We start from the raw sequence: 19,475 nt of genomic DNA, 5'->3' as shown, positions 1-19,475 counted from the left end.
CGACGGATCACGCGACCGGTGCGGCCAGCTCGTCGAAGCCGTCCAGCGCCACGCTCGACACCGCGTGCAACCAGCTCGTGCGGTGCAGCGCGTGCGGTCCGACCGCGCGGATGGCGTCGTAGTGCGCCGTCGACCCGTAGCCCTTGTTCGACGCCCATGCGTAGTGCGGAGCGTCGTCGTGGGCGGCGACCATGAGCATGTCGCGCTCGACCTTCGCCACCACGGACGCCGCGGCCACCGAGGCGCAGTCCCGGTCGGCCTTGACCCGCACCGTGACCTCGAGCGGCGAGGACTCGACCAGCGTCGGCGGCAGCGCGCGGGACAACCAGTCGAAGGAGCCGTCCAGCACGACCACGGCGCCCTCGAACGACACACCGGAGTCCTGCAGCGCCGAGAGCGCCCGCGCCCCGGCCAGTCCGAGCGCCGGCACGATGCCCTGCTCGTCGACGTAGTCGGCCGACGCCATCCCGACGGCGGTACGGGCCCACTTCGTCACCACCGGCACGAGTTCGGTCCGTCGGGCAGCGGAGAGCAGCTTCGAGTCCGCCAGCCCCTGCGGCACGCGACGGACGTCGACCGTGATCGCTGCGGCGCCGACCGCGACCGGACCGGCGATGGCGCCGCGGCCGACCTCGTCGACGCCGATGACCGTCACGCTCCCGGCGGCGAAGAGCGACTTCTCCACGCGCAGGGACGGACGGACCGGGCTCACTGGCGCTTCTCCTCCACGCCGGCGAAGACGTTCGGGTAGTCGTCGAGCCACGTCCACCGGCTGGTCGGCCAGGAGATCACGAAGGCCCGGCCGGTCACGTCGGAGAGCGGTACGAAGCCCTTGGACGGGGTGTCGCCGTTGTAGCGGGAGTCCTTGGAGTCGTAGCGGTTGTCGCCCATCACCCAGATGGTGCCCTTGGGCACGGTCACCGAGAAGTCGGTACCGGAGGCGCGGGTCTCCCCCGCGGGGAGCTTCAGGTACGGCTCCTTGAGCGGCACCCCGTTGACCGTCATCTGCCCGAGGTCGTTGCAGCAGGCGACCTTGTCGCCCGGCAGGCCGATGACGCGCTTGATGAGGTGGTCGTCGCTGTCGCCGGTGCCGAGGCCGACCTGGGTCAGCAGCCAGTCGATCGAGCGTGCGGGCTGCGAGGTGGGCGTGACGCTCGGCACCTCGGCCCCGGTCAGCCACCCGCCCGGGTCCTTGAACACGACGATGTCGCCGTGCTTGAGCGAAACGGTCTTGGGGACGAGCTCGTTCACGATGACACGGTCATCGATCTGCAGCGTGTTCTGCATCGACGCGGACGGGATGTAGAACGAGCGGATCAGGAAGGTCTTGACCAGGAACGAGACCAGGAGTGCCGCGACGAAGATGATGAGCAGGTCACGGAGGAAGGTGAGCACACCGTTCCGCTGCTTGCTGGCACGAGGCCGACGCCCGTCGTTCTCGGTCGTGTCGGTCATGCCACCCTCGTCGTCAGGAACCAGCGTCCGGAACCGCTCTGGGAACAGCACCGGGGAACGGGAGAGCCCCCCGTCCGATGCACAACCGTACATGGACGAGGGGCCGTCAGTGGCGTCGGCTCGCGACGCTCACTGTGAAGGCGATCAGTTGTCGCGCTTCTCCTTGATCTTGCGACGAGCCGCCTTGCCGCGCAGTTCGCGCAGGTAGTACAGCTTGGCGCGACGGACGTCACCGCGGGTCACGATCTCGATGTGGTCGATGATCGGCGAGTGCACCGGGAACCAGCGCTCGACGCCGACCTGGAAGCTGACCTTGCGGACCTTGAAGGTCTCGCCGATGCCGTGGCCCTGGCGGCCGATGACGACGCCCTGGAACACCTGGACACGCGAGCGCGTGCCTTCGATGATGTTGACGTGGACCTTGACGGTGTCACCCGCACGGAAGTCCGGGACGTCGGTGCGCAGCGATGCTGCGTCGACGTTGTCGAGGAGTTGGCTCATGAGTCAGTTCACTCTCTGCGGACGCGCACGGGTCGCCGCGGATCGGTGGTGGGAACGAAGTGGTGTGCCCGGTGTCGGCGACTCCCCCGTGGCAGAGTCCAGCCAGGGCACAGCTGTCCATACTGCCACAGCTCCGGTCGGCCGCACAACGGGCGGACCGGGGAGGATGGTCCCATGATCGAACTCCGCACCCCGACCGAACTCGACGGACTCCGCGTGGCCGGTCGCTTCGTCGCCGACGTCCTCGACGAGCTGCTCCGCACGGTCGACGTCGGCGTGAACCTGCTCGACCTCGACCGGGTGGCCGCGCAGATGATCGCCGACCGTGGTGCCGTCAGCTGCTACGTCGAATACCACCCGTCGTTCGGCAACTCGCCGTTCGGCCGCAACCTGTGCACGAGCGTCAACGACGCCGCACTCCACGGGCTCCCCCACGACCGCGTGCTGGCGGACGGCGACCTCGTGAGCCTCGACTTCGCCGCGAGCGTCGACGGCTGGGTGGCCGACTCCGCCGTGACGGTGCAGGTCGGCACGCCCCGCGAGGGGGACCAGCGCCTCATCGACACGGTCGAACGTGCCCTCGCCGCGGGAATCGCGCAGGCGCGCCCGGGCAACAAGCTCGGCGACGTCTCGTCCGCGATCGGGGCCGTCGAGCGCCGGGCGGGCTACGACGTCAACCTGCAGTTCGGTGGTCACGGTGTCGGACGCACGATGCACGGGGAGCCGCACGTCCCGAACGACGGCCGGCCCGGGCGCGGCCTGAAGCTCCGCCCTGGCCTGGTCGTCGCGATCGAGCCGTGGCTGATGCAGGGCACGGACGAGCTCGTGCAGGACGCCGACGGCTGGACGCTCAGGAGCGTCGACGGTTCCCGCGCCGCCCACGTCGAGCACACGGTCGCGGTCACCGAGACCGGCCCCGAGGTCCTCACCCTGCGCGCGGACGCGCGCACCTGACGGACTGGAGGCTCGGCGCGGCCTGGCACCGAGCCTCCAGTCCGCGCACGGTTCCGCCCACATCACCTGCGATGGCAAACGAGAACGCGCGTAGGTGGTCGGAAGATCCGACCCCCTACGCGCGATTCGACCGCCCACGCGCGATTCGACCCGCCGCGGGGAACGCGAAAGGGGACAGCGAAAGGGTAGGGCGCGCCCTACGCGTCGGGCAGCAGGTCCGGGCGGACGCGCCGCGTCCGCTCCACCTGCTGCTCGTGCCGCCACGCGGCGATGCGCCCGTGGTGCCCGGAGAGCAGGACCTCGGGCACGTCGTGCTCACGCCAGGCAGCGGGCTTCGTGTACGAGGGATACTCGAGCAGGCCGTCCTCGTGGGACTCCTCGACGAGTGACTCGGGGTTGCCGACCACGCCGGGGACCAGGCGTGCGACGGCCTCGATCATGGCCATCGCCGCGACCTCGCCGCCGTTCAGCACGTAGTCACCGAGGGACAGCTCGACGACCGAGCAGCGCGACGCTGCCCACTCGAACACGCGGGCGTCGATGCCCTCGTACCGCCCGCAGGCGAAGACGAGGTGCTCGTGGTCCGCGAGGGACCGGGCGATCGACTGCCGGAACGGCGTGCCGGCCGGGGTCGGGACGACCAGCGTCGATGACCCGTCCGACCGCAGGATCGACGACAGCGCCTGGGCCCACGGCTCGGGCTTCATCACCATGCCGGCACCGCCGCCGTACGGGGTGTCGTCGACGGTGCGGTGCCGGTCGGTGGTCCAGCTGCGGAGGTCGTGCACGTGCAGGTCGAGGAGCCCGCCCTGCCGTGCCTTCCCGAGCAGCGAGACGTCGAGGACGCCGAAGAACTCCGGGAAGATCGTGACGATGTCGATGCGCACGGCGCTACGACTCGTCGTCGGGAGCGGGACTCGACGCGACGGCGGACGGCGGCTCGGGCGTCGCCATCTCGGCGACCGGGTCCTCGAAGAGCCCGGTCGGCGGGGTCACCGTGACGGTGCCGGCGGCGATGTCGACCGCCGGGACGATCGCGGAGACGAAGGGCACGAGGACCTCGCCGCGGTCAGCGGTGTCGACGGCGAGCAGGTCCTGCGCCGGCATGTGGTCGACGCGGGCGACCGTGCCGACCTGCACGTTGTCGCGGAGGACACGGAGGCCGACCAGCTGGTGGTCGTACCAGGCGTCGTCCTCACCCGTCTCCTCGTCGGGGTCCTGGTCGACCCAGAGGATGGCCCGTGCGAGGGTCTCGGCGCCGGACCGGTCCGTGATGCCCTCGAAGAAGGCGACCGGGTGGCCGTTGTACCAGCGGAGTTCGTCGATGGCGAGCGTCTTGCCCGACCAGGGAGAGTCCTCGGGGACCTGGAGCGTGAAGACCGCTCCGTGGGTGAACCGACGATCCGGGTCGTCGGTGTAGAGCTCGAGCTTGAGACCGCCCTTGAGCCCGTGCGCCTTGGTGATGCGACCCACCCGGACCTGGGTCGCCTCGTCAGGAATCGGAGTCGACCACGTCGACCCGCACCCGCTTGCCATCGGCCAGAGCCGTGACGAGGGTGCGGAGCGCCTTGGCGGTCCGACCGGCGCGTCCGATCACGCGGCCGAGGTCCTCGGGGTGCACGTGCACCTCGAGGACCTCGCCCCGCGCGGAGGTGGAACTGGCGACGCGCACGTCGTCAGGGTGATCGACGATCCCCTTGACGAGGTGCGTCAGCGCAGATTCGAGCAAGGTCGTTACGCCTCGGTCGTCTCGGCGTCGTCGGCCGACTCGGCAGGAGCGGCCGGGGCCTTCTTCTCCGCCTTCGGCTTGAGGACGGCCTTCTTGGTCGAGTCGACCGTGAAGGGCTGCTTCGGCTCGGCGACCTTCACCTTGGAGGTGGTGTCGGCCTCGCCCTTGAACTTGGCCCAGTCACCGGTGAGCTTGAGGAGTGCGGCGACCTGCTCGGTCGGCTGCGCGCCGACGCCGAGCCAGTAGAGCGCGCGCTCCGACTCGATCTTGATGACCGAGGGCTCCTCGGTCGGGTGGTACTGACCGATCTCCTCGATGACGCGGCCGTCGCGCTTGGTGCGCGAGTCGGCGACGACGACACGGTAGTACGGCGCCCGGATCTTACCGAGACGCTTGAGACGGATCTTGACAGCCACAAATGCTCCTGTTGCGTGTTGTTGTGGTTGAACCGGAACCGCGGGCGTGGGGGCACACACGGTGGAAGCTCGAGAGATACGTGATCCGCTGGATAGAGGGTCGAGCGGACACGTTTCGACCGTTCATTCTTGCAGGTTTCCGAGCGAGAAGCGAGCCAGGGCGCGCCGTCACGGCGCGAGGGACCGCACGGCCTCCAGCGCCTCGGTCGTCGCACGGACGGCGTCGACGCTCCGGGCGTCACGTGCGCCGCCGACGACGGCGAACGGCACGCCGGCGTCCTGGAGGCCCGACACCAGTCCGGTGGGGTCGTCACCGTCCGCGCCGGTCGCGCTCTCCTGCCCGGCGCAGATCACGACGTGGTCCGCCGGGATCGCCCGTTCCTCGCCGTCCTCGTCACGGATCCACAGCGTGCCCGGCTCGATGCGCAGGTACTCCTGGACGCCGCCGACCATGCGCACGCCGGCGTCGCGGAGACGACCGAGTGCGACCCACCGGGACGTCAGGCCGACGCCCTGACCGAACTTGCCCGTGCGTCGGAGCACCGTGACCTGGTGACCGGGACGGGTGGTGCGCGCGGCGGCGGGCTCTCGCTGCGGCAGGTCCCCGACGACGTCCCGCGCCACGGAGAGGTCCCAGCGGGCGGCGAACTCCCCCGCACGGACGGCCTCGTCCGGCGACTCGGTGAGGAAGGCGGCGGTGTCGACGCCGATGCCGCCACCACCGATGACGGCGACCGTGCCGGCGGGGACACCCTCGGTGAGCGCCCGCTCGTAGGACACGACGTGCGGCAGGTCGGCGCCCGGGACGTCGACCACGCGGGGCAGGACCCCGGGGGCGAGCACGACGGCGTTGCTGTCGAGGAGGTCCGCGGCGGTGGCCCGACGGCCGAGGTGCACGGTCGCACCGCGCTCGTCGAGCTCGGCGCGGGCGGCCCGGACCGGTCCGGCGTAGTCCTCCTTGCCCGGGATGACGGCGGCGAGCCCGAACTGGCCGCCGAGCTGGTCGGCGGCCTCCCACAGGGTCACCCGGTGGCCACGACGGGCGGCGTCCACGGCGGCAGCGAGTCCCGCCGGTCCCCCACCGACGACGTCGACGCGCTTCGGCTCGGTCGTCGGACGGAGCGGGAACGCGACCTCGCGTGCGGCGCGGGGGTTGACCAGGCAGGAGACGGGCTGACCGACGATGGAGCGGTCGAGGCAGGCCTGGTTGCAGCCGATGCAGGTGTTGACCAGGGCGAAGCGGCCCGCGAGCGAGCGGGACACGATGGCGGGGTCGGCGAGGAACGGGCGCGCCAGGGCCACGGCGTCGATGAGTCCGTCGGCGAGCACGGCCTCGCCGTCGCGCAGGTCCGTCATCCGGTTCGAGGCGATGACCCGGACGTCCGGGTACGACGAGTCGCGGACCACCCGGGCGATGCGCCGCGCGTAGGCCAGCCACGCTCCGTGCGGCACGGCGGCCTGGACGGTGGGGGTGCGGGACTCGTGCCAGCCGATGCCGACCGAGATGCCGTCGAGGCCGAGCGGCAACAGGTCGTGCACCAGGGCGTCCACGTCCTCCGGGGTCGAGGACCCGGGCATGAGGTCCGCGCCGGACAACCGGATCGTGACGGCGAGGTCGGGCACAGCGGCACGCACGGCCCGGACGACGGCGACCGGGAACCGCCGACGCCGCTCGGGTGAGCCACCCCAGGCGTCGTCACGGAGGTTCGTCAGCGGCGAGTGGAACTGGTTGATCAGGTAGCCCTCGGACGCCATGATCTCGACGCCGTCGAAGCCGATGTCACGGGCGGACCGCGCCGCGGCGGCGAAGTCCTCGATCGTCCGCTCGATCTCCTCCGCGGTGAGCTCGGTCGGCACCACGCCGCGTGCCGCCGCCCAGGGTAGACCGGACGGCGCGACCGCGCGCTGGGGGGCACCGTGTCGGTCGACCATGCCGCCCACGAGCGCGTACCGCCCGGCGTGGAAGAGCTGCGCGAGGATCGTGCCGCCCTCCTGGTGCACGGCGTCGACCGCGACCCGGAAGCGCTCGTCGGCACCGTCCACGCCGAACACGGCGAAGTCGGGGCCACCGCGGGCTTCGTCGCTGACCGCGATGCCGCCGGTGATGATGCAGGCCGCTCCCCCGGCGGCACGTTCACGGTAGAACGCCGCCATGCCGACACCGCCGTCGTCGTGGACCTCGAGCCCGGTGTGCATCGACCCCATGACCACCCGGTTCCCCAGGTGCAGGGGGCCGAGCGTCCAGGCGGACGCGACCGTGGCGACGGCGGTGTCGGGAGCGGCGAGGGTCACGACTACTCCCCGACGTCGCCCATGACGGACGGGCCCTTGGGACCGTCGGCGCCGTCAGCGTCGTCACCGGGCAGGACGGCGTCCCGCAGCGGCGAGGTCGTGTCCGACCAGAACGGCGGCGCGACGACGGTGATGCCCCCGTCGACGGACAGGATCTGCCCCGTGATGTACGACGCCTTGTCGGAGAGCAGGAAGTCGACCGCGTCGGCCATGTCGTCCGCGGTGCCCGGGCGCTGCAGCGGCACCTTCGACAGCACGGACTCCATCGGCGCCATGCCCGGCACCGCGTTGTAGAAGTAGTCGAGCGAGTCGGTGTCGATGAGCCCGCCGTTGACCGCGTTCACGGTGATCTGTCGCGGACCGAACTCCACCGCCATGTACTGCATGTACGACTCGGTCATCGCCTTGGCGGCACCGAGGGCGGCGTACGTCGGGAACGCGCGCAGCGACCCGTACGAGGTGACGACGACGATGCGGCCGCCGCGGTCCATCAGCTCCGCGGCACGCTGGGCGCCGAGCACGAACGACCGGGCGTTCGTGGCGTAGCTGCGGTCCAGGTGGTGCAGCTTCAGGTCCGCGACGGGCTTGAAGGCGCTGGCCGCGGCGTTCGCGACGAACATGTCGAGGCGGCCGTAGGTGTCCCGCACCAGGTCGAACATGGCGTCGAGCGACGCCGGGTCCTCGATGTCGGCCTGCACCGTGATGCCGTCGCCACCCGCGGCCCGGACGTCGGCGAGCGACTCCTCGGCCAGGTCGGCGTTCTTCTTGTAGTTGATGACCACGGTCACGCCGCGCGCGCCGAGCTTCTGCGCGAGCAGGCGGCCGATGCCGCGCGACGCGCCGGTGATCAGGGCGATGGGTGCGGTGGTGGGGTCGGTCACGTCAGTCCTCTTGTTGCGTGTGCAGGGGCGGACGGGAGGCTCGTGGCGGGCCCGCCACGGGCCTCCCGGCCGGTTGTCGGTGGTGTCTCAGAACCCGGCCTGGCCGGTCACGACGGCACGGCCGACGATGAGCTTCTGGATCTCGTTGGTGCCCTCCTCGAAGCGCTGCGCGCGGGCATCGCGGTAGACCCGCTCGATCGCGTTGCGCTTCCAGTAGCCCTGCCCGCCGTGCACCTGCAGGGCCTTGTCGGTCACGCGGGCGAGCATGTCGACCGCGATCATCTTCGAGGCGCTGGAGAGCGTGCCGGCGTCGGGACGGCCCTCCTCGTAGGCGCGCGCGGCCTCGAGCACGAGGGCCCGGGCAGCGGCGATGTCGGCGTAGTTCTCGGCGAGGTAGAACTGGATGGCCTGGCGCGTGGAGAGCTTCTTGCCGAAGGTCTCGCGCTCGTTCGCGTACTCGACCGCGAGCTCGTTGGCCCGTTCGGCCAGGCCGACGGCGCTCATCGCGACCGAGATGCGACTCGGGAGCAGGAAGCCGCCGAGGGCGACCTCGAGGCCCTGGCCCTCCTCGCCGAGACGAGCGCTGGCCGGGATCGGGGTGTCGGTGAAGCGGAGGATCGCGTGGTCGGTGCCGCGGATGCCCATGGTGTCGGAGTCGTCGATCACCTCGGCACCGGGCAGCCCGGTGTTCGGCATGAGGAACGCGACGGTGCCGTCCTGGCCCGTGGTGCCCTCGAGTCGGGCGGCGATGAGCCAGTAGTCGCACTTCACGCCGAACGTGATGAGGTGCTTCTCGCCGTTCATCACGTACGTGTCGCCCTCGCGGCGCACCGTCGTGCGGATGTCCGCGCCGGTGCCGGCCGTGGCCTCGGTCAGGGTGAAGGCGACGAGCTTCTCACCGGCGACCGAGGGCTTGACGACCTGTTCGATCTGCTCCGGGGAGGCGTACGGGGCCATGGCCCGCCAGGTGCCGTTGATGACGTGCACGAGCATCCGGATCGACGCGTGGGAGCGCGAGACGATCTCCATCACCTCGAGGTAGCGGGAGAACGGGATGTCCCGGCCGCCGAGCTCGACGGGTGCCGCGAGGCTCAGCCAGCCGCGGTCCTTGAGCTCCTGGAACAGCTCGGGGGCGACCTGGCCGGTGCGCTCGATCTCGTTCGCCCAGTCCTCGCCGCGGGTGCGGACCCACTCGGTGACCTCGGCCTTGAGCTCCTGGAGGTCCTGCTCGGTCGCGGGTTCCATGACCATCGTCATCGTCTCAGTTCTCCTTCGTGCTCACGAGCGCGGCGACCTGCTCGCGCAGGACGTTCTTCTGGACCTTGCCGACCGCGTTGCGCGGCAGTTCGTCGATGTACTCGAGCCGCTCGGGCCAGTAGTACTTGCTGACGCCGGCGTTCTCCAGGTACTGCTGCATGCCGTCGAAGTCGAGCGGCTCGTCCGCGCGCGCCGACACCACGTACGCGCAGGCCCGCTCACCGAGGCGCTCGTCGGGCATGGCCACGATCGCGACGTCCGTCACGAGCGGGTGCTGGTAGAGCAGGTTCTCGATCTCCACGACGGGGATCTTCTCACCGCCGCGGTTGATGACGTCCTTGACACGACCGGTGATCGAGAGGAAGCCGTTGGCGTCCACCTTCGCCAGGTCACCGGTGCGGTACCAGCCGTCCGGGGTGAAGACGTCGTCGGTCAGGTCAGGGCGGTCGAGGTAGCCGTCGAACATCGTCGGCGAGGACAGCTCGAAGTTGCCCTCGGTGTCCGCCGGCAGCTCGGTGCCCTCGTCGTCGACGATGCGGATGCTGATGCCGGGGAGCGCCCGGCCGTCGTGACCGTACGCGGCGGCGGGGTCGTCGCTGGGGCTGGAGAGCGCGCCGAGGCACGTCTCGCTGGTGCCGAACGCGCCGAGGATCGCCGTCCCGAGCACCGTGGCGGCGCGCTGCGCGAGCGCGCGGGGCACCGCGGCGCCGGTCGGCACGAAGATGCGCAGGCTCTCGGGCGCGGGGGCACCGGCCTCCACCAGGTCGACGAGGTCGGTGAGGAACGGCGTCGCGCACTGCACGAACGTCGCACCGGCTGCGCCGAAGGCCTGCTCGAGTGCGGCGCGGCCGTCCCACACCGGCTGGATCACCTGCGGTGCACCGAGCCGGAACGCCAGCAACATGCCGTACAGGAACCCGGTCTGGTGCGCGAGCGGCGACGGGATGTAGATCCGGTCCTCGCTCGTCAGCCCGGACTGGGCGACGTGCATCGCGGTGGCCAGGCCGAGGGTGCGGTGCGGGTGCTGCACGCCCTTCGGCTCGCCGGTGGTGCCGGAGGTGAAGAGCAGCTGGCAGACGTCGTCCGGGGTCGGGGCGTGCGAGCGGATCTGCTCGACGTCGACCTGCACGGAGCCGAGCGCGGTGTCCCAGTAGCGCCAGTTCCACTCGCTCGCGGCGACCCGCGCGGACGCGTCGGCCGGCAGCGGCGGCTGGTTCGTCGGGGTCTCCCCCGGGCCGCGGGCCTCGGAGCGCAGGACGATGACGTGCTCGACGGCGAGCCGGCGCTTCTGGGCGGCGGCCTCGTCGATGACGTCGAGGAGCTCCAGGGCCGGGCGGCGCTTGCGGAAGACGTTCGGCAGGAAGACCACGCGGGCGCGGGACCGGGCGAGCGTCATGGTGGTCTCGCGTGGACCGAACACCGGCATGATCGGCGTGGCAACGGCGCCGATCTGGATCGCCCCGAGGGTGATCGAGACGAACTCGCGCCAGTTCGGCAGCTGCATGGCGACCGACTCGCCGCGGCGCACCCCGAGCTCGAGGAGCAGGGCGGACACCTGGTCGGCCTCGTCCTGCAGTTCCCGCCAGGTCGTGTTCACCGGCTCCGGACCGCCGACCTCGATGACCGCGAGGCCGTCGGGGTCCGTCTCGGCGAGCGAGCGCACCTTCTCGCTGAGGACGAGGGGTTCGGCGTCGACCCCGGCGAGCGCCGGCAGGTCCTCGGCACGGGCGACGGCGGCGGTGTCCTCGCCGAGGTCCGTGCGCTGGTCGACGACCTCGGCCCGGTCGGCGCGGACGTCGGCCGCGGCCATCGCGGCCTCGGCGTCGCCGACCTGCATGTCCAGGCCGACGGAGTTCATCGCCTCGAGGAAGGTCGGGTAGGAGATCCGGTAGGCCCGGGGATAGGTGAGTGCGGAGACGCCCTCGGCCCGGGTCGCGGCGACGGCCAGGGACATCAGCACGCGGTGGTCGTTGAACGAGGACATCGACGCGCCCTGCAGCGTGCCGGCACCGACACCGGTGACGCGGAGCTCGTCGGCGCCCTGCTCGGCGCGGCCACCCATGCGGTTCAGCTGGAGCATCGCGGCGACGCGGTCGGACTCCTTCAGGCGGATGTGCGCCACGTTCCAGAGCCGGGTCGTGCCCTCGGCGAAGGTCGCCATCGTCGACAGCACCGGCAGCAGGTCCGGGATCGGCTGGCAGTCGATGTCGAGGGGGCGCAGCGGGGAGCCGTCGTGCTCGATGCGCACGAAGCCGGTCTCCTCGTCGATGCGCATCGGGACGCCCATCGCGGTGGCGAGGTCGAGGAACTCGCTCTCCGGGTGGTCGGTCTCCGCCGTGGTGAACGCGGTCATGCCGCGCAGGAGCACGTTCGACTCGCGGATGCCGGCGGCGGCGATGCCGAACGCGGCGGAGCCGATGTCCGGCGGGATGACGTAGTCGTGCGGGGTGGCTTGCTGGTTCGCCGGGATCCGGTACTCGAGCCAGTCGTCGGAGACCTCGACGCGGAGACCGAACTGTCGCATCATCCGGACCGTCAGCTCGACGTAGGGCTGCTCGTTGAGCCGCCCGCCGGTGATGTGGATGCGGGTCTCCTGTTCGGCGAAGGGCGCCACGAGCAGCAGCCCGGACACCCACTGCGACAGGGTGCCGGCGATCGAGACGTCGCCGCCGCGGGGGCGACCCGGCTGCACGGTGACGGGCGGGCAGTCGTGCGTGGCCTCGAGCTGGATGCCCATCTGGGTCAGCGAGGTGAGCAGGGCCTTGATCGGACGACGCTGGAAGTACTTCATCCCGGAGAGCGTCATCGGCTTGTCGGCCAGGGACGCCAGGCCGGTCATGAAGTAGAGCGTGGTGCCGGAGGACCCCATGTTCAGCAGGCCGTCGGCCCCGCGGGAGCCGTGGTCGACGACGTCGGTGGCCTCGTACCGGCCGCCGAGCCCGGTGACGTGGTACTCGTTGCCGCGGCGCTTGACGTCGACGCCGAGGGCACGGAGCGTTCCGACGGTCCACTCGACCTGGCGGGTGGCGCTGATCCCGGAGACGATGCTCGTCCCCTTCGCCAGGGAGGCGAGCACCAGGGCGCGGTGCGCGTGGTACTTCGAGACCGGGATGTCGAGTTCTCCGACGAGCGGTGCGGACGAACCGCGGACGACCAGCTGCATGCGTACCTCTTCCCTGTTCGGCGCTTCTACGGTAGTCCTGGTGTGAAGCACCTGGGAAACTGATCAGCACGATCAGGACAACGGTTCCTTGTGCGTGTCCGACAACCTCCCCGGCAGGATGTACAGCATGGACATCCGCTTCACCGAGTCCCGCCCGTCGACCATCGGCGTCGAGTGGGAACTCCCGCTGGTCGATCGCGAAACCGGCGACCTGACTCCCCGCGCCCCCGCCGTCATCGCCGCCGTGCACGAGCGCCTCGGCGACCACGACAAGGTCACCGAGGAGCTGCTGACCAACACGGTCGAGGTCGTCACCGGTGTGCACGAGACGGTCCACGGGGCCACGTCGGAGCTGTCGGCCACGATCGGCGAGGTCATCGACGCCGCCGAACCGCTCGGCGCCCAGGTCATGTGCTCCGGCACGCACCCGTTCGCCGTGTGGGACCAGCAGGAGATCACGCCGGACAGCGAGCACTACACGGAGCTCATCGACCGCACGCGCTGGTGGGGCCGCCAGATGCTCATCTGGGGCGTGCACGTGCACGTCGGGATCGACGACCGCGACAAGGCCGTCCCGATCATGAACGCCATGCTCGCCTACGTGCCGCACCTGCAGGCCTTCACCGCGTCGAGCCCGTTCTGGGCCGGCACCGACACCGGGTACGCGTCGAACCGTGCCCTGATGTTCCAGCAGCTCCCCACGGGCGGGCTCCCGCCGCAGCTCGGCGCGTGGGCGAACTTCGAGGAGGTCGTCGGTGACCTCACCCACACCGGGGTGATCGAGGGCGTCAAGGACCTCCGCTGGGACATCCGCCCCTCGCCGGGGTGGGGCACGCTGGAGAACCGGGTCTCCGACGGCATCTCGACCCTGCAGGAGGTGGGCGCCGTCACCGCGCTCGTGCAGTGCCTGGTGACCGCGTCCTCAGACCGGCTCGACGCCGGCGAGACCCTGCCGACCATGCAGCCCTGGTTCGTGCGCGAGAACAAGTGGCGTGCCGCCCGCTACGGCATGGACGCCGAGATCATCACGAACGTCGCCGGCGACGAGCGCCTGGTCACCGACGAGGTCCACGACCTCGTCACGCGGCTCGACCCGGTCGCGGAGCGCCTCGGCTGCCAGCAGGAACTGCACCACCTCGACACGATGATCGAGCGGGGCGCGTCCTACCAGCGCCAGCTGAAGGTGGCGCAGGAGCACGGCGGCGACCTGCGCGCGGTCGTCCGACACCTGGTCGCGGAGCTGAGCGACTCGCTCTGACCGCACCGCGGACAGACGGGAGGCCCGTGGCGGATCCGCCACGGGCCTCCCGTCTGTGCAGGTGGTCGCGTCAGCGACCCAGGAACTTCTGGAGGCTCGCGAGCTCTTCCTCGGTCGGTGCTTTGCCGTTCTTGCCGCCGCCGAGCCCGAGGCCGGAGCCCTTCGGCGCCTGCGGCTGCGGCGCAGCGGTGCCGGCGGCGAGGGCCGCACGCTTGGCCGGGTTGCCGACCTTCTTCTTCTTGCTGCCCTGCTGCTGGGCCTTCTTGCCGCCGTGCATGCCCGGGATCGGACCCATGCCCGGCATCTGCGGCACGCCGCCGCGGGCGACGGTCTTCATCATCTTCGCCGCCTGCTCGAAGCGGTTCACGAGCTGGTTGACCTCGGTCACGGTGGACCCGGCACCCCGCGCGATGCGGAGACGACGGGAGCCGTTGAGGAGCTTGGGCAGCTCGCGCTCCTGCGGCGTCATCGACTGGATGATGGCCTCGGTGCGGATGATCTCGCGCTCGTCGAAGTTGTCGAGGGCCTCACGCATGCCCTTCGCACCGGGGAGCATCCCGAGCATGCCCTTGATGGACCCCGCCTTGCGGAGCTGCTGCATCTGCTCGAGGAAGTCGTTCAGGGTGAAGGTGTCGGACGCGATCTTCTCGGCGACCTTCATCGCCTGTTCCTCGTCGAAGGCGCCCTGGGCCTGCTCGATGAGGGAGAGGATGTCGCCGAGGTCGAGGATGCGGCTCGCCATGCGGTCCGGGTGGAACGGCTCGAAGTCGTCGAGTCCCTCGCCCGTGGACGCGAACATGATCGGACGGCCGGTCACGCTGGCGACCGACAGAGCCGCACCACCGCGGGCGTCGCCGTCGAGCTTCGACAGGACGACACCGGTGAAGTCGACGCCCTCCTGGAAGGCACGGGCCGTCGTGACGGCGTCCTGACCGATCATCGCGTCGATGACGAAGAGGACCTCGTCCGGGTCGACGGCCTTGCGGATGTTGGCGGCCTGCTTCATCAGCTCGGCGTCCACACCGAGACGACCGGCGGTGTCCACGATGACGGTGTCGTACTGCTGGTCGACCGCGGCCTTGATCGCGTTCTTGGCGACCTTGACCGGGTCGCCGACGCCGTTGCCGGGCTCGGGGGCGAAGACGTGCACACCGGCCTGCTCGCCGACGACCTGGAGCTGCTGCACGGCGTTCGGACGCTGGAGGTCCGCCGCGACGAGCATCGGGGTGTGGCCGTCCTTCTTGAGCCACTTGCCGAGCTTGCCCGCGAGGGTCGTCTTGCCGGCACCCTGCAGGCCCGCGAGCATGATGACCGTCGGCGGACGCTTGGCGAACTCGAGCCGGCGCTGCTGTCCGCCGAGGATGCTGACGAGCTCCTCGTTGACGATCTGGACGACCTGCTGCGCGGGGTTCAGCGCCCGGTTGACCTCGTCGGAGAGGGCACGCTCGCGCACCGCCGCCGTGAAGGCCTTGACGACCTCGAGGGCGACGTCCGCGTCGAGCAGGGCCCGGCGGATCTCGCGGACCGTGCCGTCCACGTCCGACGGGGTGAGCCGTCCCTTGGTCCGCAGGTTGCGGAAGGTCTCGGTGAGCCGATCAGAAAGCGATCCGAATTGCGCCATAGTCCGAGAATTCTACAGGGCCGCGCGGCCGCGGTCGTCGAGGGAGCAGGAATCGTCGGGCCCGCGGACGGCACTCGACGGTTCCTGCTCCCTCGGAGCGGTGCCGGTCATGCCTGCTCGCGCCGGGAGCGCTGAGCCTGCCAGCGGGTAGCGGTGAGTGCGAGCACCACGAGCGCCCCGGTGCCCGCCGCCATCACGACGGCGTCCGCCTCCTCACCCGCGAACCACCACAGCGCGACCGTACCGGCGCCGCCCCACGGCAACCAGGCCAGCGCCACCGCCGCGCCGACGACGGCGTGGCCCCGCGAGACGAGGACCACTACGACCACGACCACCAGGAACGCCGCGGCCGCGAGCATCCACGCCGAGGCCACGAACTGCCAGAACCCGCCGTCGTCGACCGTCCGGACCACGAAGCCGTGCCCGGCACCTGGCTGGAACACGGCGAAGAGGGACAGCGCGCCCCCGACGACACCGGCGCTCCACCCGAGCGCCCGCCGTCGCCGCGGATCGCCGACGAGCGTGACCAGGCAGAGGAGCGCTGCGAGGCCCAGCGTGGTGGAACGCGGCCCGTTCCACGCCTCCGTCGCACGGACGAACACGGCGGTGACGGGCAGCGCGACGAGCCCCACCACGACGAAGAGGTGCGCGAGCCACCGCGCCCCGGTCAGGGCCGCGAGGGCACTGAGCAGGAGCGGGATGCAGAACAGCATGCCGGCGTTCCAGAACGGCCCGAAGGTGTCCACACCGTCCGGGACCGACAGCGGCCTGGGGTCCCACGGAGCCCACGACACCCACACGAGGTAGACGAGCGCGAAGCCGGCTGCCGAACCGGTCCCGATCGAGGCGGCGAGCGCCCGGACGTCGGTCGGCACGACGGAGTTCACCCGCTCTCGGATGCCCTGCCACCGGAGGTCGGCCAACTCGCCGATGACCGGTCGGGTCCGGCCTTCCCCCTCCGCCACGTCGAGCAGCGTGCCCAGCATCGCGGGCCCGTGCGTCCGCCGCCAGCGAGCCGGGTACCACCCGAGGGCTCGCCCGTACTCGCGTTCCAGCCGCGTGCCCTGTCCCAGCCTCGTGTTCGTCACGACACTCCCCCCAGTCGGATGTGGATGCTGCGTGTGGCGGTTCCCGGTCGCCATGCGGCGAGCCGCGTCCGTGCCGCGGCAGCGTTCGCCTCGATGCGGCGGACCTCGGCGTCGAGCGCGCCGGCACCAGCGTCCGTCAGCTCGAAGTACCGCCGGAGTCGTCCGTCGACGACCTCCTCGCCGGCCGGGGCGACGAGCCCCTGGTCCAGGAGCCGGTCGAGCACCGCGTAGAGCGTGCCCACCTTGAGTCGGACACGTCCGTCGGACAGGTCGGCGGCGTCCCCGATCAGGCCGTAGCCGTGCTTCCGCCCTCCGGCGAGTGACGTCAGCACGAGCAGGGTCGGTTCCCGCATCTCCGTGGTGCTCATGTGACGAAGATACTCTGACCGTCAGAGCATGCGCAAGCGGCCCGCCGCCGAGCCGCGGCGTCGCCGCACGTCGGCCGGGCCCAAGACGAACGGGAGGCTCCCCACCAGCTGGTGGGGAGCCTCCGGTTGGTCGTGGTGCCGAGTCGTCAGACGCGCGAGGCGCCGCCGCGGACGCGGCGCACGATCCAGCCGATGACGGCCAGGACGATGAGCACGAGGCCGATGAACAGCAGGAACTTCAGCGCGGCGCTGACGATCCCGGTCACGAGCAGGACGATGCCGATGATGATGGCGATGATGAGCAGTGCGGGCATGTGGGGACCCCTTCCGACGTACCTGGACGATCCGTGTACTGCCGAGACGGTACCCGCGCTCAGCCCACGAGGTTCTGCACGAACACGTGCGGGGTGAAGCCCGTGAGGTCGTTGATGCCCTCGCCCTGCCCGATGAGCTTGATCGGGATGCCGGTCTTCTCCTGCACGCTCAGCACGAAGCCCGCCTTGGCCGAGCCGTCGAGCTTCGTGATGACGAGCCCGGTGACCCCGGCGCCCTCGATGAAGGCCTGGGCCTGTGCGAGCCCGTTCTGCCCGGTGGTGGCATCGAGGACGAGCAGCACCTCGGAGATCTCGGTCTGCTTCTCGATGACGCGCTTGATCTTGCCGAGCTCGTCCATCAGGCCGGCCTTGGTGTGCAGCCGGCCCGCGGTGTCGATGACGACGATCTCAGTGCCGTCGCGCATGGCCTTCTCGACGGTCTGGTACGCGACCGAGGCCGGGTCCTGCCCGGGCTGCGACGGCCGGACGACCTCGACCCCGGCGCGTGCGGCCCACGTCGCGACCTGCTCGACCGCTGCGGCGCGGAAGGTGTCGGCCGCGCCGACGACCACGGTGCGGTCGTACGTCTTCAGGAACTTGGCGAACTTGCCGATGGTGGTGGTCTTGCCGACGCCGTTCACCCCGACGACGAGCACGACGGCCGGCCGGGCGCTGAGCTTCAGCGTGGTGTCGAGCTTCGACAGCCGTTCCTCGAGGACCTCGCGGAGCATGCGGTTCAGGTCGGCGGGGTCCGTCGTGGCGTACCGCTCCACGCGTGCGCGGAGGTCCTCGATGATCTCCTCGGAGATGTCGGGACCGAAGTCGGCGCCGATGAGGGCGGTCTCGAGGTCGTCCCACGTCGTGTCGTCGATGGTCTTCCGCTGGAAGAGGCCCCGGAGACGGGAGGACAGTGACCAAGTACTCGCCATGCTCCCAGCTTAGAGCGCCGCGGATGTGGCCGTGCCCCGCTACCATGGGCATCACGAAGGGGAGTATTCCCTCTCGGTGTCCCCGTCAGTACGGGCCGGAACGATCCGGTCCCGGGGCGCCGGTCGCGTGACGCCCACTCGGGCGACATCGGCGGAAGAGACCTTCAGGCCTCGGCGTACCCACTCGCCCACGCACCTGAAGGATCCATCCGTGGACGTCCCCACCTCAGTCTGGCTCATCACCATCGCCGGCATCCTGGCGCTGCTGGTCTTCGACTTCTACTCGCACGTGCGCACGCCGCACGTGCCACACATCCGCGAGTCCGCGATCTGGTCGGCCGTCTACATCGCGCTGGCGATCGTGTTCGGCATCGGCATCCTGGTCTTCGGCGGCGGGCAGGCCGGCGGTGAGTACTTCGCCGGGTGGCTCACCGAGAAGGCCCTGTCGGTCGACAACCTCTTCGTGTTCCTCATCATCATGTCCTCCTTCGCGGTGCCGAAGGAGTTCCAGCAGAAGGTCCTGCTGGTCGGTGTCGCCATCGCCCTCGCTGCCCGCGGTGTGTTCATCGCCCTCGGCGTCACGATCATCGACAACTTCTCGTGGGTGTTCTACCTCTTCGGCGCGCTGCTGTTCTGGCTCGCCTGGTCGCAGGCCCGCAGCGGCAACGACCACGGCGCCGACGAGGGTGACTCCCGCCTGATCCGCATCCTCAAGCGCGTCATCCCGACCGCGGACCACTACGACGGCGACCGCCTGACCACCCGCGTCGACGGCAAGCGCCTCTTCACCCCGATGCTGCTCGTCATGGTCGCGATCGGCCTGACCGACGTGCTGTTCGCGCTCGACTCCATCCCCGCGATCTTCGGGCTGACGCAGGACGCCTTCATCGTGTTCACCGCGAACGCGTTCTCGCTCCTCGGGCTCCGCCAGCTGTACTTCCTCATCGCCGGGCTGCTCGAGCGCCTCATCTACCTGGGCCAGGGCCTCGCGGTCATCCTCGGCTTCATCGGCGTGAAGCTCGTCTTCCACGCCATGCACGTCAACGAGCTGCCCTTCATCAACGGCGGCGAGCACATCGAGTGGGCGCCGGAGATCCCGATCTGGTTCTCGCTCGGGTTCATCATGCTGACGATCGCGGTCGCCACCGCTGCCTCCCTGGTGGTCTCGAAGAAGCGCCAGGAGCGCGGGCTCACCCCGACCGGCTCGCAGCGCACCGTCGAGACGACCGACGCGAAGTAACGCGACCAG

General features: G+C 70.6%; 19 protein-coding genes. 3 read left to right on the top strand and 16 right to left on the bottom strand.

The features are described 5' to 3' along the window. Positions 1–7 precede the first annotated feature (7 nt). The 3 genes from ITJ68_RS05070 to rplS all read right to left on the bottom strand — a co-directional run bounded on the left by ITJ68_RS05070 (position 8) and on the right by rplS (position 1,956). Positions 8–712 carry a ribonuclease HII gene (locus tag ITJ68_RS05070; RefSeq protein ID WP_194660255.1) on the bottom strand — a complete coding sequence of 235 codons (705 nt, stop codon included), beginning with the start codon at positions 710–712 and terminating at the stop codon, positions 8–10. Further along, positions 709–1,455 carry a signal peptidase I gene (gene lepB, locus ITJ68_RS05065; RefSeq protein ID WP_194660254.1) on the bottom strand — a complete coding sequence of 249 codons (747 nt, stop codon included), beginning with the start codon at positions 1,453–1,455 and terminating at the stop codon, positions 709–711. The genes ITJ68_RS05070 and lepB overlap by 4 nt, the downstream gene beginning before the upstream one ends. A 144-nt stretch (positions 1,456–1,599) precedes the next feature. Further along, entirely contained in the window at positions 1,600–1,956 is a 357-nt protein-coding gene (rplS, locus tag ITJ68_RS05060) for a 50S ribosomal protein L19 (RefSeq protein ID WP_071271237.1), read from the bottom strand. Between the two features lie 174 nt (positions 1,957–2,130). Here rplS and map point away from each other — a divergent pair, with 174 nt between their 5' ends. After that, positions 2,131–2,910 (top strand): type I methionyl aminopeptidase, encoded by a 780-nt coding sequence (gene map / locus ITJ68_RS05055; protein ID WP_194660253.1) that lies wholly within the window; start codon positions 2,131–2,133, stop codon positions 2,908–2,910. 197 nt (positions 2,911–3,107) lie between these two features. Here the strand turns inward: map and trmD are convergent, their stop codons facing one another. The 8 genes from trmD to aroA all read right to left on the bottom strand — a co-directional run bounded on the left by trmD (position 3,108) and on the right by aroA (position 12,648). After that, a complete protein-coding gene (trmD, locus tag ITJ68_RS05050) occupies positions 3,108–3,797 on the bottom strand; it encodes a tRNA (guanosine(37)-N1)-methyltransferase TrmD (protein WP_194660252.1) in 690 nt (229 codons plus the stop codon). 4 nt (positions 3,798–3,801) lie between these two features. Beyond that, the gene (rimM, locus tag ITJ68_RS05045) at positions 3,802–4,383 is read right to left on the bottom strand and encodes a ribosome maturation factor RimM (protein ID WP_323743224.1); all 582 of its coding nucleotides are present in this window, start codon (positions 4,381–4,383) and stop codon (positions 3,802–3,804) included. A gap of 19 nt (positions 4,384–4,402) precedes the next feature. Beyond that, positions 4,403–4,639 carry an RNA-binding protein gene (locus tag ITJ68_RS05040; RefSeq protein WP_071271248.1) on the bottom strand — a complete coding sequence of 79 codons (237 nt, stop codon included), beginning with the start codon at positions 4,637–4,639 and terminating at the stop codon, positions 4,403–4,405. A gap of 5 nt (positions 4,640–4,644) precedes the next feature. Beyond that, positions 4,645–5,055 (bottom strand): 30S ribosomal protein S16, encoded by a 411-nt coding sequence (gene rpsP / locus ITJ68_RS05035; RefSeq protein WP_194625389.1) that lies wholly within the window; start codon positions 5,053–5,055, stop codon positions 4,645–4,647. A 168-nt stretch (positions 5,056–5,223) separates the two neighbouring features. Then, positions 5,224–7,347 (bottom strand): FAD-dependent oxidoreductase, encoded by a 2,124-nt coding sequence (locus tag ITJ68_RS05030; RefSeq protein ID WP_323743223.1) that lies wholly within the window; start codon positions 7,345–7,347, stop codon positions 5,224–5,226. Positions 7,348–7,349: 2 nt separating this feature from the next. Beyond that, positions 7,350–8,228, bottom strand: a complete 879-nt coding sequence (locus ITJ68_RS05025) for an SDR family oxidoreductase (RefSeq protein WP_194660250.1) — start codon at positions 8,226–8,228, stop codon at positions 7,350–7,352. A gap of 87 nt (positions 8,229–8,315) precedes the next feature. Next, positions 8,316–9,485: an acyl-CoA dehydrogenase family protein gene (locus ITJ68_RS05020; RefSeq protein ID WP_228504800.1), complete on the bottom strand. Its 1,170-nt coding sequence runs from the start codon at positions 9,483–9,485 to the stop codon at positions 8,316–8,318. Positions 9,486–9,489: 4 nt separating this feature from the next. Continuing rightward, positions 9,490–12,648 (bottom strand): 3-phosphoshikimate 1-carboxyvinyltransferase, encoded by a 3,159-nt coding sequence (gene aroA / locus ITJ68_RS05015; RefSeq protein WP_194660249.1) that lies wholly within the window; start codon positions 12,646–12,648, stop codon positions 9,490–9,492. Positions 12,649–12,766: 118 nt separating this feature from the next. On the opposite strand from aroA, the gene ITJ68_RS05010 reads away from it, so the two are divergent. Beyond that, the gene (locus ITJ68_RS05010; protein WP_228504893.1) at positions 12,767–13,906 is read left to right on the top strand and encodes a glutamate--cysteine ligase; all 1,140 of its coding nucleotides are present in this window, start codon (positions 12,767–12,769) and stop codon (positions 13,904–13,906) included. A 70-nt stretch (positions 13,907–13,976) separates the two neighbouring features. Here ITJ68_RS05010 and ffh read toward each other — a convergent pair whose 3' ends face one another. The 5 genes from ffh to ftsY form a co-directional block, all read right to left on the bottom strand. Further along, positions 13,977–15,527: a signal recognition particle protein gene (gene ffh, locus ITJ68_RS05005; RefSeq protein ID WP_194660247.1), complete on the bottom strand. Its 1,551-nt coding sequence runs from the start codon at positions 15,525–15,527 to the stop codon at positions 13,977–13,979. Positions 15,528–15,634: 107 nt separating this feature from the next. Beyond that, complete coding sequence (locus ITJ68_RS05000) at positions 15,635–16,615, bottom strand: hypothetical protein (RefSeq protein ID WP_194660246.1); 981 nt, start codon at positions 16,613–16,615, stop codon at positions 15,635–15,637. Then, positions 16,612–16,983 carry a PadR family transcriptional regulator gene (locus ITJ68_RS04995; protein ID WP_194660245.1) on the bottom strand — a complete coding sequence of 124 codons (372 nt, stop codon included), beginning with the start codon at positions 16,981–16,983 and terminating at the stop codon, positions 16,612–16,614. Before ITJ68_RS04995 ends, ITJ68_RS05000 begins: the two co-directional genes overlap by 4 nt. A 146-nt stretch (positions 16,984–17,129) precedes the next feature. Continuing rightward, positions 17,130–17,297: a hypothetical protein gene (locus tag ITJ68_RS04990; protein WP_194660244.1), complete on the bottom strand. Its 168-nt coding sequence runs from the start codon at positions 17,295–17,297 to the stop codon at positions 17,130–17,132. A 59-nt stretch (positions 17,298–17,356) separates the two neighbouring features. Then, positions 17,357–18,226 carry a signal recognition particle-docking protein FtsY gene (gene ftsY / locus ITJ68_RS04985; protein WP_194660243.1) on the bottom strand — a complete coding sequence of 290 codons (870 nt, stop codon included), beginning with the start codon at positions 18,224–18,226 and terminating at the stop codon, positions 17,357–17,359. A gap of 211 nt (positions 18,227–18,437) precedes the next feature. Here ftsY and ITJ68_RS04980 point away from each other — a divergent pair, with 211 nt between their 5' ends. Then, on the top strand, positions 18,438–19,466 hold the full coding sequence (locus tag ITJ68_RS04980; protein ID WP_194660242.1) for a TerC family protein: 1,029 nt from the start codon (positions 18,438–18,440) through the stop codon (positions 19,464–19,466). Positions 19,467–19,475 lie beyond the last annotated feature (9 nt).

The sequence above is a fragment of the Curtobacterium sp. VKM Ac-1395 genome, assembly GCF_015350975.1.
Classification (GTDB): domain Bacteria; phylum Actinomycetota; class Actinomycetes; order Actinomycetales; family Microbacteriaceae; genus Curtobacterium.
This window is presented reverse-complemented; position numbering and strand designations above follow the sequence as displayed.

What these genes read in the sequence shown, in the direction of transcription:
- lepB (WP_194660254.1), bottom strand. Translation starts at nt 1,455, where the DNA reads ATGACCGACACGACCGAGAACGACGGGCGTCGGCCTCGTGCCAGCAAG.
- rplS (WP_071271237.1), bottom strand. Translation starts at nt 1,956, where the DNA reads ATGAGCCAACTCCTCGACAACGTCGACGCAGCATCGCTGCGCACCGAC.
- map (WP_194660253.1), top strand. Translation starts at nt 2,131, where the DNA reads ATGATCGAACTCCGCACCCCGACCGAACTCGACGGACTCCGCGTGGCC.
- ITJ68_RS05020 (WP_228504800.1), bottom strand. Translation starts at nt 9,485, where the DNA reads ATGACGATGGTCATGGAACCCGCGACCGAGCAGGACCTCCAGGAGCTC.
- aroA (WP_194660249.1), bottom strand. Translation starts at nt 12,648, where the DNA reads ATGCAGCTGGTCGTCCGCGGTTCGTCCGCACCGCTCGTCGGAGAACTC.
- ITJ68_RS05010 (WP_228504893.1), top strand. Translation starts at nt 12,767, where the DNA reads ATGTACAGCATGGACATCCGCTTCACCGAGTCCCGCCCGTCGACCATC.
- ffh (WP_194660247.1), bottom strand. Translation starts at nt 15,527, where the DNA reads ATGGCGCAATTCGGATCGCTTTCTGATCGGCTCACCGAGACCTTCCGC.
- ITJ68_RS04995 (WP_194660245.1), bottom strand. Translation starts at nt 16,983, where the DNA reads ATGAGCACCACGGAGATGCGGGAACCGACCCTGCTCGTGCTGACGTCA.
- ITJ68_RS04990 (WP_194660244.1), bottom strand. Translation starts at nt 17,297, where the DNA reads ATGCCCGCACTGCTCATCATCGCCATCATCATCGGCATCGTCCTGCTC.
- ftsY (WP_194660243.1), bottom strand. Translation starts at nt 18,226, where the DNA reads ATGGCGAGTACTTGGTCACTGTCCTCCCGTCTCCGGGGCCTCTTCCAG.